Source organism: Nocardiopsis alba (assembly GCF_000710955.1).
Classification (GTDB): domain Bacteria; phylum Actinomycetota; class Actinomycetes; order Streptosporangiales; family Streptosporangiaceae; genus Nocardiopsis; species Nocardiopsis alba.
The window spans coordinates 22,168-34,800 of sequence record NZ_BAZE01000004.1 but is presented as its reverse complement, the minus strand read 5'-3'; the positions used below and the strand labels follow the sequence as shown (position 1 = coordinate 34,800).

At 70.3% G+C, this 12,633-nt stretch carries 10 protein-coding genes; 6 read left to right on the top strand and 4 right to left on the bottom strand.

The annotated features are described in order from the left end of the window. Positions 1 to 30 precede the first annotated feature (30 nt). From TR33_RS08950 to TR33_RS08935, 4 genes are all read left to right on the top strand, one after another. Positions 31 to 1,245 (top strand): MFS transporter, encoded by a 1,215-nt coding sequence (locus tag TR33_RS08950; RefSeq protein WP_042282691.1) that lies wholly within the window; start codon positions 31 to 33, stop codon positions 1,243 to 1,245. A 67-nt stretch (positions 1,246 to 1,312) separates the two neighbouring features. Further along, positions 1,313 to 2,533: a 3-hydroxyacyl-CoA dehydrogenase gene (locus TR33_RS08945; RefSeq protein ID WP_017536375.1), complete on the top strand. Its 1,221-nt coding sequence runs from the start codon at positions 1,313 to 1,315 to the stop codon at positions 2,531 to 2,533. A 154-nt stretch (positions 2,534 to 2,687) separates the two neighbouring features. Next, complete coding sequence (locus tag TR33_RS08940; RefSeq protein ID WP_193789633.1) at positions 2,688 to 3,017, top strand: Rv1322 family protein; 330 nt, start codon at positions 2,688 to 2,690, stop codon at positions 3,015 to 3,017. A 23-nt stretch (positions 3,018 to 3,040) separates the two neighbouring features. Continuing rightward, the gene (locus TR33_RS08935; RefSeq protein WP_014908444.1) at positions 3,041 to 3,772 is read left to right on the top strand and encodes an alpha/beta hydrolase; all 732 of its coding nucleotides are present in this window, start codon (positions 3,041 to 3,043) and stop codon (positions 3,770 to 3,772) included. A gap of 126 nt (positions 3,773 to 3,898) precedes the next feature. Here TR33_RS08935 and TR33_RS08930 read toward each other — a convergent pair whose 3' ends face one another. Further along, positions 3,899 to 5,194, bottom strand: a complete 1,296-nt coding sequence (locus TR33_RS08930; protein ID WP_014910537.1) for a DivIVA domain-containing protein — start codon at positions 5,192 to 5,194, stop codon at positions 3,899 to 3,901. 411 nt (positions 5,195 to 5,605) lie between these two features. Beyond that, a complete protein-coding gene (mce, locus tag TR33_RS08925; RefSeq protein ID WP_014911239.1) occupies positions 5,606 to 6,064 on the bottom strand; it encodes a methylmalonyl-CoA epimerase in 459 nt (152 codons plus the stop codon). An 86-nt stretch (positions 6,065 to 6,150) separates the two neighbouring features. Here mce and TR33_RS08920 point away from each other — a divergent pair, with 86 nt between their 5' ends. Beyond that, positions 6,151 to 7,338 (top strand): acetyl-CoA C-acetyltransferase, encoded by a 1,188-nt coding sequence (locus tag TR33_RS08920; protein ID WP_014910138.1) that lies wholly within the window; start codon positions 6,151 to 6,153, stop codon positions 7,336 to 7,338. 179 nt (positions 7,339 to 7,517) lie between these two features. Beyond that, positions 7,518 to 8,477, top strand: coding sequence for a methylmalonyl Co-A mutase-associated GTPase MeaB (gene meaB / locus TR33_RS08915; RefSeq protein WP_014909551.1), 960 nt, complete (start codon positions 7,518 to 7,520; stop codon positions 8,475 to 8,477). Between the two features lie 134 nt (positions 8,478 to 8,611). Here the strand turns inward: meaB and TR33_RS08910 are convergent, their stop codons facing one another. Continuing rightward, entirely contained in the window at positions 8,612 to 10,282 is a 1,671-nt protein-coding gene (locus TR33_RS08910) for a glycosyl hydrolase family 18 protein (RefSeq protein WP_042282688.1), read from the bottom strand. Positions 10,283 to 10,589: 307 nt separating this feature from the next. Further along, complete coding sequence (locus TR33_RS08905) at positions 10,590 to 12,545, bottom strand: glycoside hydrolase family 18 chitinase (RefSeq protein ID WP_017536371.1); 1,956 nt, start codon at positions 12,543 to 12,545, stop codon at positions 10,590 to 10,592. Between the last annotated feature and the right edge of the window lie 88 nt (positions 12,546 to 12,633).

Below are 12,633 nucleotides of genomic sequence, written 5' to 3'. Positions count from 1 at the left end.
CCCCGGACAGAGACGATCTAGGCTGACCGGATGCTCGTGCGGAATCGTTGGGTGGTCCTGTCCATCGGCATGGTCGCGCAGGTGGCCGGGGTCTCGGCGATCTTCGGGATCCCGGTCGTCCTGCCGAGCCTGCGCGAGGACTTCGGGGTGAGCACGGCCCAGGCGGGGATCCTCGCCGGACTTCCGTCGTTCGGGCTGCTGCTCACCCTCCTCCTCTGGGGCGTGGTGATCGATCGGGTGGGCGAACGCACCACCATGGTGATCAGCCTGGTGTCGACGACGGTCACGCTCGCACTGTTGTGGGTCGCGCCCGGCCTGTGGGGGGTGGCGGCGATTCTGACGCTCCTGGGCGCGGTCGGCGGCCCGGTCAACGCGGCCAGCGGTCGTCTGGTCCTCACCTGGTTCTCGGTGGAGGAACGCGGGCTGGCGATGGGGATCCGCCAGTCGGGGCTTCCCCTGGGGGTGGGGCTGGCGGCGCTGGTCCTGCCCCGGGCGGCCGAGGCGTGGGGGTTCGTGGGGGCGATGTCGCTTCCCGGGATCCTCGCGCTCCTCGCCGTCCCGCTCGTGGCCGCGGTGCCCGCGTCACCGCCGCGACCGCCCGCGACCATGACGGACCGAGGACCGACGCGAGAGGGGCCCGAGGCGTCTTCGGAGACGGAGACCGGTTCTCCCTACCGTCGGTGGCCGATCTGGCGTGTGCACGGCGTGAGCATGCTCCTGGGCGTCCCTCAGATCACCCTCATGACCTACGCCGCGCTCTACCTGGTGCAGGAACAGGGCTGGAGTCCTCCCGCCGCCGGTGTGATGGTCGCGGTCGCACAGGTGCCCGGTGCGGTGGGCCGTCTGGTCCTGGGCGCGGTCTCCGACCGCGACGGGGAGAGGATGCGTCCCGTCCGTCTCCTCGCGATCGTCGCCACCGTCGCCCTGCTCCTGCTGACGCTTCTGCCCGCGTCGTTGCCCTGGAGCGCCCTGGTGCTGCTCCCGCTCTGCCTGGTCCTGACGATGTGGCACAACGGGCTCACCTTCACCTCGGTGGCGGAGATCGCGGGCACCTCTTGGGCCGGGCGGGCCCTGGCGGTCCAGAACTGGCTCCAGGCGGTCAGTACCACCCTCACCCCTCTGCTCATGGCGGTGGTGATCACGTTCGCCGGTCTTCCCTGGGTGTTCGCGGTGAGCGCGTTGTTCGCGGCCGCCGCGGTCGCCGTCGTCCCCGTCGGGCACCGGAACGGAAGGGGGAACGTGTGATCCGACGGCGGTGGAGTCCCGGTCCCCGTGCGCGACGTGGGGGGACCGGGCGTCTAAGGTGGGGCTCATGGTGCAGGAATTTGACAAGGTCGGCGTCGTTGGACTGGGCACGATGGGTGCGGGCATCGCTGAGGTGTTCGCCCGAGCGGGCTTCAACGTCGTCGGGGTCGAGATCGACCAGGCCGCCCTCGACCGCGGCCGGGGCCACGTGGACAAGTCCCTCACACGGGCGGTCGACAAGGGCAAGATCACCGAGGACGAGCGCGCCGCTATCGACGCCCGCCTCACGTTCAGCACGTCCCGGGAGGACCTCTCGGACGTGGACTTCGTCGTCGAGGCCGTCCCCGAACGCATGGACATCAAGCGTGACGTGTTCGGCGACCTCGACCGGATCTGCGCTCCCGGCACGATCCTGGCGACCAACACCTCGTCGCTGTCGGTCACCGAGATCGCCGCGCTGACCGACCGTCCCGAGAAGGTCGTCGGTCTGCACTTCTTCAACCCGGCCCCGGTCATGAAGCTGGCCGAGGTCGTCACCACCGTCTCCACCAGCGCCGAGACCGTCGATGTCGTCACCGAGGTGGCCAAGCGCGTCGGTAAGACGCCCATCACCATCGCCGACCGCGGCGGGTTCGTGGCCAACGCCCTCCTGGTGCCCTACATCAACGACGCGATCCGCCTCTACGAGCGCCGGATCGCCACCCGCGAGGAGATCGACGAGGCGGTCAAGAAGGCCGCCGGTCTCCCGATGGGCCCGCTCACCCTGGCCGACCTGGTCGGGCTCGACGTGTGCCTGGCCGTCATGGACGTGCTCTGGAACGAGTTCCACGACCCGCGTTACTCGGCCTCCCCGCTGCTGCGCCGGATGGTCGCCGCCGGCCGTCTGGGGCGCAAGACCGGTGGCGGTTTCTACACCTCCGCCGACGACGCCCCCGAGCCGCTCCCCACCGGCCGTCTCGCGGAGATGGTGCGCGAGGAGGAGTCCCTCGACCTCGGCGAGATGCTCATCGCCCCGCAGATCGACGACGCCCTGCGCATGATCGGCGACGGGTACGCCTCCGCCAAGGACGTCGACACCGCCATGCGGTTCGGTTGCGGCTACCCGAAGGGCCCCTCCGAGCTGTTGGAGGAGCGCGGCGCCGAATCCGTGATCACCACACTGGTCGCCATGTCGGAGTACGGCCTCACCACGATCGCCGTGCCCGCCCCGCTGCTCATGGACATGCTGCCCGACGTCGACGAGTCCGACTCGCACGGCGGCGGAGGCTGCGCCTGCCAGGGACACTAGCTCCTCGGACCGGACCCGGGCGCCGGTGGGACGTGATCCCGCCGGCGCCCGATCGATGTCCGGAGGAGCACACGGGCCGGGGGCCGCCGAGGTCACGCTCCCGGCGGCCGGGGCGCGGCGGTGGGCACTGGTGCTCCTCTCCTACCCTTGAAGGGTGAGTCCGCGCCGTAACAGTTCACGCCGTAAGTCCGCCCGAGGCCGCAAAGACGCCTCCGGTCCCGCCGACGAGGACGCCCTCATGCTGCGCATAACCGGGGGCCAGCGTCGAGAGACCGGGCCCGACGGCGAGTACGTCATACGCAGCATCCCCGGCGCGGCCGCCACCAAGACCTATCGTTGCCCGGGCTGTGCCCAGGAGATCCCCACCGGGATGGCGCACGTGGTCGCCTGGCGCCCCTACGGCGACGGCGAGGACCGACGGCACTGGCACTCCTCCTGTTGGGAACGGCGCTCGCGACGTTCGCCCCGGGCACCCCGTCACTGATCCCCGCACTGAAGAGAAGAGCCATGGAGATCCGAGCCACCACGGTGCTGCCCGCCGAGCGCCGCCCCATCACACTGCACACCGCCGACGGGCTGGAGCTGGTCGGTGAGCTGGCGATGCCCGAGGGCGGGCGCCCCGACGCCACCCTCGTGTGCCTGCACCCGCTGCCCACGGCCGAGGGCATGATGGACAGCCACGTCCTGCGCAAGGCCTCGTTCCGCCTGCCGGCCCTGGCCAACGTCGCGGTACTGCGCTTCAACACCCGAGGCACGACCTCACGTCACGGCACCAGCCAGGGCGAGTTCGGCGAGGGGGAGACCGAGCGGTTCGACGTCCACGCCGCCATCGAGTTCACCGAGTTCGAGGAACTTCCGAACCCGTGGCTGCTGGGCTGGTCCTTCGGAACCGAACTGGCGCTCAAGTGGGGTTGCGACCCCCAGGTGATGGGCGCCCTCCTGCTGTCGCCGCCGCTGCACCGTGCCGGAGAGGCCGACATGAAGGTCTGGGCGGACTCGGGCAAGCCGGTGGTGGCGCTGGTGCCCGAACACGACGACTACCTCAAGCCCGACGAGGCCCGGCGGCGTTTCGCGCCCCTCACCCAGGCGGAGATCATCGCGGTCGACGGGGCCAAGCACCTGTGGGTGGGGGAGCCGTACGTGCGTCGGGTCCTCGACGAGATCGTCCGTCGGGTCAACCCGAAGGCCTACCCGCTGCCCACCGAGTGGGACGGCCCTTGGGAGAAGGACGTCGTCTGAGCCTTCCCGGAGCCCGGGCACCCTCGACGAAGGTCTCCCCGACCCGGTACGCCGAAGGGCCCGGCACCCCACGCGGGGTGCCGGGCCCTTCGATGTGTCGGAGGGACACCGCCGGGTCGGCCGTGCCTACTCCTGCCACCAGTCCTCGTCGTCGGAGCCCTTGCCCGAGTGCGCGGGCTGCTTCGGCTCCTCGGCGGCCGGGGCCGGAGCGGCGGGGGCCGCCGGAGCGGACTCCTGCTGGATGGCCGCGGGGGCGGCCGGGGCGGCCGCGGCCGGAGCGGCACCGCCACCGAGCAGCTGACGGAGCTGCTGAAGGTGCGACTGGATGCTGTCGCGCTGGCGGTTGAGCTCGTCGACCTCCTTGTTGGCGGCGGTCATGATCCGGTTGGCCTCGGACTTGGCGTCGTTGAGCTGGTGCTCGGCCTTGGACTTGGCGTCGGCCTCGATCTGGGCGGCGTTCTTCTTGGCGTTGCCCAGGAGCTGCTTGGCGTGGTTCTCGGCCTCGCGGCGGGTCTGCTCGGCCTGCTGGCTGGCCTTGGTGGCGCGGTCCTCGGCGCTGCGGGCCCGCTCCTCGGCCTCGTTGACCATCTGCTGGGTGGCGGCCTGGGCGGCGGCCAGACGCTCGGCGTCCTGACGCTCGACCTCGGCACGGCGGTCGGCCAGCTGGAGCTCGAACTGGTCCTCGGCCTCGGTGCGGCGGGCCTCGGACTCGGCGTAGGCGCGCTCGGCGTTCTTGCGCAGCTCCTCGGCCTGGCTCTTGGCGGCCTGGATGGTCTCGTCGCGCTCGCGCTTGGCGGCGGCACGGGCCTGGGCGCACTCGCGCTCGGTGGTGGTGCGCAGCTTGGCGATCTCGCCCTCGAAGGTCGCGCGCTTCTCGGCGATCTCGTGGTCGACGGCGGAGCGCTTCTTCTGCACCTCGCGCTCGGTGGTGGAGGCCAGCTCGTCGGCCTCACGGCGGGCGGTGGTGGTGATCTCCTCCGCCTCGGACTCGGCGGACTGACGCTGCTCGTCGGCCTCGCGCTGGGCGAGGGTGCGCACCTCGGTGGCCTCGGACTCGGCGGCGGCGCGCATCTCGGCGGCCTCGATCTTGGCGGCCGAGCGGATGTCGTTGGCGTCGATCTGGGCGCTCTGGACCAGCTCGTTGGCCTGCTCCTCGGCCAGACGCAGCAGCTCCTCGATCCGCGAGCCCAGGCCGGAGTAGGAGGGGCGCTCGCGCTCCTGGAGCTGACGGTCCTTGGCCGCGAGCTCGGAGTTGAGCTTCTCGACCTTCTTGTTGGCCTGCTTGACCTCGTTGCGGAGGCCGGCCGCGTAGTCGTCTACCTGGGTGCGGTCATAGCCACGCAGCACCACGTCGAATTCTTGAGGGGTGTTGTCTTCGTCGAAGATGTTGTTGAGCTGGGTGTCAATGTTGTTTGACGACATGTGGCGGAATCCTGAACGGGTGCGAGACGGCTACTTGCGAACTGCCGGAGGCGGCGGGAGGGCGGCTGCACGCCCCTGGTGGACGGGCGGGTGAGTCCGGGACGTGAGAGCCGGGATACGGGCGGTCGATACGACGGTAGGACCCTGATCGCCTCCAATGGGTCGCCCCCGTGTGATGACATCGGTGGGCGCGACCGACCCGGTTCACGACCGGACCGCGGGACACGGATCGACGCCGGAGGAAAGACATCCGGCGGCTAGCCGACTTTATCAAGCACAGGCCCCTGGGGGAGGGGGTTTCGGGTAACTTCCGGTGGGGTCGAAGGTCAACCACGCCTATAGTGTGCAAGATGTGATCCGTCCGGAATGATCTCGTGACGTGGAGAGGCCGTTCGACGGCTCAGCGTGTCCTCAATGTGCGCTCTGTACCAATTCGGTGAGGACGCCCCCACAGTCCTTCGGGTGGAGGAAGACGATCCGGGAACCGGCGGTCCCCGTACGGGGCTCGGAGTCCAGTACCCGGACCCCGCGCTCACCGATCCCGGCGGCGCTCGCGGCGACGTCGCCCGTGCCGAAGGCCAGGTGGTGCACGCCCTCGCCGTTCCGGGCCAGGAACTTCGCCACCGGAGAGTCCTCCCGGGTCGGTTCCAGGAGTTGCAGATACGTGGCGCCGCCGTCGTCGGTGCCGTTGATCCGGAGCATCGCCTCCCGCACGCCCTGCTCCTCGTTCACCTCTTCGTGTTCCACCTCGAAGCCGTACGTGCTCCGATAGAACTCGATCGAGGCGTCGAGGTCCCGGCAGGCGATGCCGACGTGGTCCAGTCGTGTCAGGCCGGAGAACGGGCCGGTGGGGCTGGGTGCGTTGCTCACGGGGCGAACCTCCCGAACGTCGATGAGGGCTGTGTGGGTATCGTTGCAGACCAGGTGCGTCACCCATCACTTGGAGGCCAGTTAAGATGCCCGGTTCCGTCATCGTCGGTGGGGCACGGACCCCCACCGGCCGACTCCTCGGCTCCCTCGCCGGGTTCTCCGCCGCAGACCTGGGCGGTTTCGCGATCAAGGCCGCCCTGGAGCGCGCCGGTATCAGTGGTGATCAGGTCGGCTACGTCGTCATGGGGCAGGTGCTCCAGGCCGGCGCGGGCCAGATCCCCTCACGCCAGGCCGCGGTCAAGGCCGGCATCCCCATGGACGTCCCGTCGGTGACCATCAACAAGGTGTGCCTGTCCGGTCTGGACGCCATCGCCCTGGCCGACCAGCTCATCGCCGCCGGTGAGTTCGACATCGTGGTCGCGGGCGGCATGGAGTCCATGACCAACGCCCCGCACCTGCTCCCCAAGTCCCGCAAGGGCTACAAGTACGGCTCCATCGAGGTCATCGACGCGACCGCGCACGACGGCCTCACCGACGCCTTCGAAGGCGACTCCATGGGCGCCTCCACCGAGCGGCACAACGGGAAGCTCGGCATCCTGCGTCCCGAACAGGACGCCTTCGCCGCCCGTTCCCACCAGCGCGCCGCCGCAGCAGCGGAGAAGGGCCTCTTCGACGAGGAGATCGTCCCCGTCGAGATCCCCCAACGCAAGGGCGACCCGATCGTGTTCTCGCACGACGAGGGCGTCCGCCCGGACACCACGGAGGAGAGCCTGGGCCGGCTCCGCCCCGCCTTCGACCGTGAGGGCACCATCACGGCGGGCTCCTCCTCGCAGATCTCCGACGGTGCCGCCGCGGTGGTCGTGATGAGCCGGGCCAAGGCCGAGGAGCTGGGCGTGCCCGTCCTCGCCGAGATCGGCGCGCACGGGAACGTCGCCGGCCCGGACAACTCGCTGCACTCCCAGCCCTCCAACGCCATCAAGCACGCCCTGACCAAGGCGGGCCGCTCGGTGGAGGACCTGGACCTCATCGAGATCAACGAGGCGTTCGCCGCGGTCGGCATCCAGTCCACCAAGGACCTGGGCGTCTCCGAGGAGATCGTCAACGTCAACGGCGGCGCCATCGCGATCGGTCACCCGATCGGCGCCTCGGGGGCTCGCATCGCCCTGCACCTGATCCACGAACTGCGCCGTCGTGGCGGCGGCCTCGGTGCCGCGGCCCTGTGCGGCGGCGGTGGCCAGGGCGACGCCCTGCTGTTCTCGGTGCCCGCCGAGTAGCCGCCGAACACCCGAGTACGACCCCGGCCGCCCGGGCAGAGGCGGCCGGGACCGAGCAGCACCCACCAACCGAGAAGAACACCGTGCCTCCGGGAGACCCCCGGAGGGGCACGACGCACCTGAACCCACGGGGCGGGGGCCATGAGCCCCCGCCCCGAGCGGTCGAGTCGAGGAGTCACATGAACGCCCCCGAGTTGGTCGAACGGGTCCACGGCGGTGACCGCAGGGCGCTGGCCCGCGCGATCACCCTGGTGGAGAACGGCGCCGAGGAGTTGCGCCCCATCATGGCGGGGCTGGCGCCCCACACCGGTCGGGCCCGGGTGGTGGGCTTCACCGGTTCCCCGGGGGTGGGCAAGTCCACCACCACGAACGCCGTGGTGCGTGCGGTGCGCGCCCAGGGCAGGACGGTCGCCGTGCTCGCGGTGGACCCCTCCTCGCCCTTCACCGGAGGCGCCCTGCTGGGCGACCGGGTCCGTATGCAGGAGCACGCCACCGACCCGGGCGTCTACATCCGTTCCATGGCCAACCGCGGTCACCTGGGCGGGCTGTCGTGGGCGACCCCGCACGCGCTCCGGGTCCTGGACGCGGCCGGTTTCGACGTCATCCTGGTGGAGACCGTGGGCGTGGGCCAGGCGGAGGTCGACATCGCGGGCCAGGCGGACACCACGGTGGTCCTGTGCGCGCCGGGCATGGGCGACTCGGTCCAGGCGGCCAAGGCCGGTGTCCTGGAGGTGGCGGACGTGTTCGCGATCAACAAGGCCGACCGGGACGGGGCCAGGGTGACCCTGCGCGAACTCCGCCAGATGATCGCGATGAAGGACCGTACCGACGAGGAGTGGAAGCCGCCGATCGTCATGACGGTGGCCGCCGAGGACAAGGGCGTCGACGAGCTGTGGGAGCGGATCGACGGACACTTCGCCCACCTGGAGTCCTCCGGGGAGCTCGCCGCGCGCCGGAGCGCCCGAGCCCGTGACGAGGTCCAGGCGATCGTGCTGGACCTGCTGCGCTCCCGTCTGGGCGGGGTGGAGACCGACGGCGGTCTGGACTCCCTGGCCCGCGAGGTGGCCTCCGGAGAGCGCGACCCCTACGGCGCGGCCGACCTGTTGCTCAAGGAGCTGGGCGCGACCTCCGGCCTCTGAGGGGGCCGGGACACAAGGCGGACGGGGCGGACCGTCGCACGTCGGTCCACCCCGCCCCGGCGGCGGTGCTCCCCGGATCAGAGCACCGACGCCGTTCTCTCCCGTCCGTCCCGAAGGCCGGACGGAGGTCTTTCCTACCGGCCCAACGCCGCGTCGATCGCGGTGATGAGGTTTCCGTCGGCGTCGTCGCCGTCGATGGACCAGATCATGACGCCGCCGAGGCCGTTGTCCATGGCCCACGTGGTCTTCTGGTCCATGGAGATCTCGTCGTCGTAGGTCCAGAAGGTCTCGCCGTCGTAGAGCCAGGCGGTGCCCAGGTCGTCGTCGCGGTGCACCTCGAAACCGGACAGCTCCTTGAGCGCCTTCCAGTCCTCGGTCCCGTCGGCGTAGAGGCCGGGGGCGGGGCCCGAGGCGGACTGGAAGAGTCCGTCTCCGGCGGGTCCGGGTTCGACGCCGGTCCATCCCTGTCCGTAGAAGGGCACGCCCAGGACGATCTTCTCCGGGTCGACGCCGCGCTCCAGGTAGGCCTCCACGTTGGTGAGGGTGGAGATCACCTCGCCCGGGTCGTTCGGGTCGGGCAGCAGGTTGGACTGGTGGTTGGTGGTCGTCTCCCAGGTGCCGTGGTAGTCGTAGCCCTGGACCGTGATGAAGTCGAAGTCCGGCATGATCTCGTCCAGCTCGTAGCCGCTGTCCAGACGCCAGGCGCCGGCGGGCATGAACGAGCTGAGTTCGAAGTGACGGCCGGTCTCCTCGCCGAGGGCGTCGAGCTGCTCGCGGAACTCCCGGACCAGGGCGGTGAAGTTCTCCCTGTCCTCGGGGCGCACCGTGTTGTGCGGGTTGCCCTCGGAGCCGGGCCACTCCCAGTCCAGGTCGATGCCGTCGAAGATCCCGTAGGCCGCGCCCTCGCCGCCCGCGCCGTCGATGACGGGCAGGTCGCCGCGCAGGTACAGGTCGACGCAGGAGGAGACCATGCGTTCGCGGGACTCGGGGGTGAGCGCCGCGTCGGAGAAGTGCTCCGACCAGTTCCAGCCGCCCAGGGAGATGCTGATGACCAGCTCCGGGTAGAGCTCCTTCAACTTCCTGAGCTGGTTGAAGTTGCCGCGCAGCGGCTGGCCGGGGCCGTCGGGGGCTCCGTCGACGCTCTCGGAGGCGGGGACGACGCGACCGTAGTCGGCGAGCGCGTCGCCGTCCTCGGGGTCGTTGGTCATGAAGCACTCACCGTCGGAGCCCACGTTGCCGAAGGCGTAGTTGATGTGGGTGAGCTTGTCCGCGCTGCCCGAGTCGATGAGGTCGCGGACGTGGTAGTCGCGCTCCTTCACCCCCCATTGGGTGAAGTAGGCGACACTGAGCTCGTCGTGCTCGGGGCCCTGGGAAGGGGTACCCGCGCAGTTCGCGCCGTTGATGGAACAGCCGAGCAGGTGGGTGTTGCCGCCCTCGTGGACGCCGTTGAAGCCGAAGACGTAGCTCCCTCCGGCGGGGACGACGGCGCCCCAGCGCGGCGGCGTGACGGTGTAGCCCTCCTCGGCGGTGCCCTCGATGGTGGCGTTCCACAGTTCGTGCACCCGGCCGCCCTCGGGCAGTTCGAATTCGAGGGTCCAGTCGGTGAGGTCCGCGCCGGAGGCGTTGTGGACGGTGATCTCTCCGCTGTAGCCGGTGTTCCAGCGGGCGGACTCGACGTAGGTCACGGTGAGGTCGCCGGTGTCGACCGTCTCGGCCGCGACGGGAGGGGCGGCCAGGGCGAGCGGTGCCGCCAGCACTGCCGCGGCGGGTACCGCGAGGGTCTTCCTGAGTCGTCGTGCGCTCACGTCGGGGGTCTCCTGGAGGGGGCGGAGTCAGGCGCCGGGCCCGGGGGCGGGCCCTACTGACGTGGGGGGATAAATTTTTAGGAAACTTAACTAATAATTACCGGCGGCGTCAACGCCCCGTGAGGAAGTTTCTGGGGGAGCGGCCGAGGCCGTCGGGCGGACGACGGATCTTTCGAGTTGACGGACCGGACCAGTGCCCGCGGGGACATTGTCCCCTTGTGGCCACGGCGACCCATTGACTCCTCGCTTCGGGGGAGATAAAAGGCCCCGGCCGTGCGGCCGGGGCCCGTAACGGTGCGAGAAGGCTCTAACGGAGCGCCGCGTCCACCGCCGTGATGAGGCTGCCGGAGGCGTCGTCGCCGTCGATGGACCAGATCATGACGCCGCCGAGGCCGTTGTCCACGGCCCACGTGGTCTTCTGACCCATGGAGACCTCGTCATCGTAGGTCCAGAGGGTGTTCCCGTCGTAGAGCCAGGCGGTGCCCAGGTCGTCGTCACGGTACAGATCGAACCCGGGCAGGTCCTTGATCACCTTCCAGTCCTCGATGCCGTCCTCGTAACTCCCCGGGGCCGGACCCGTCGAGGGCTGGAAGAGGCCGTCTCCCTCCGGGCCGGGCGCGACGCCGGTCCACCCGCGGCCGTAGAAGGGCAGCCCGAGCACCATGTCCGAGGGGTCCACCCCGCGGTCGAGGTAGGCCTGGACGGTGGTCTCGGTGGAGAAGACGTTCGCCCCGGTGTCCCTCGGGTCCGGCAGCAGGTTGGACTGGTGGTTGGTCGTGTCCTCCCAGGCTCCGTGGTAGTCGTAGCCCTGGACCGTGATGAAGTCGAAGTCCGGCATGAGTCGGTCCATCTCGAAGCCCAGGTCGATCTTCTCGGGGTCGGCCGGCAGGAAGGCGGTCAGCTCGAACCCGCGCCCGGTCTCGGCCTCCAGGGCGTCGAGCTGCTCGCGGAACTCCCGGACCAGGGCGGTGAAGTTCTCCTTGTCCTCGGGGCGCACGGTGTTGTGCTCGTGCCCCTCGGAGCCGGGCCACTCCCAGTCCAGGTCGATGCCGTCGAAGATCCCCGCCGCGGAGCCGGGGCCGCCGGCGCCGTCGAAGATCGGCAGGTTGCCGCGCAGGTACAGGTCGATGCAGGAGGAGACCATGCGTTCACGGGACTCGGGGGTGAGCGCCGCGTCGGAGAAGTGCTCCGACCAGGTCCAGCCGCCGAGGGAGAGGTTGACCTTCAGGTCGGGGTGGATCTCCTTCAACTTCCTGAGCTGGTTGAAGTTGCCGCGCAGGTCCTGACTCCACTGGTCGGCGACCCCGTCCACGCTCTCGGCGGCGGTGAAGGAGCGGCCGTAGTCGGCCCAGGCGTCGCCCTGGCCGGCCTGGTTGGCCATGAAGCACTCGCCACCCGCGTTGACGTTGCCGAACGCGTAGTTGATGTGGGTGAGCTTCTCGGCGCTGCCCGAGGTCTCCAGATCGTTCACGAGGTAGCCGCGATCGTAGATCCCCCACTGGGTGAAGTAGGCGACCCGCAGGTCCTCGGCCGGCAGGGAGGGCCCGCCGTCGTCCGCCTCCGTTGTGACCTGGACGGCGCCGCTCTCGGGCCCCCGGTTGCCGGAGGTGTCATAGGCGCGGACGGTGAAGGAGTAGGAGGTCTCCGGGTTCAGGCCCGCCACGGTGGCGGAGAGGGTGTCGGCGTCGACGGCGCGGACCACCCCGCCCTCGGAGAGGATCTCGTACCCGGCCACGGCGACGTCGTCGGTGGCCTCGCCCCACGAGAGCGACACACTGGTCGCCGTGGTCCCGGTGACGGTCAGGCCCTCGGGTGCGGTGGGCGGTTCCCCGTCGGGTTCGCCGGAGCCGCCGGAGCAGGGTGAGCCGTCGATCAGACAGTTCTCGGGGGTCGTCTCTCCTCCGGAGTGGACGCCGTTCCAGCCGATCGAGTAACCGCTTCCGGCGGGGACGACGGCGCCCCACGAGGGCGGCCTGAGGGTGTGGACGCCGCCGGAGACGGACAGGGTCGCGTTCCAGGCGGTGGTGATGGAGGTGCCCGCGGGGAGGGTGAACTCCACGGTCCAGTCGTCGAGAGCGGCCGCGGAGGCGTTCTCGATGGTCAGCTGTCCGGCGTAACCGTTGTCCCAGCGGCTGGTCTCGACGTAGGTCACGGTGACGTCGGAGGACTCGGCCGCGGCCGGGGTGGGTGCCAGTGCGAGGGGGAGGGCGAGGGCGGCGGCCGCCAGGACCGCGAGCCGTCGTCGGAGGGGTCGTGCTCTCATGTCGATGTTCTCCTGCGCTGTGGGGGAGAAAGGGGGGATGGTGGCCGAGCCGAAGGGCCGGGCCGTGAGAGAACGGGGCGACGGAGGA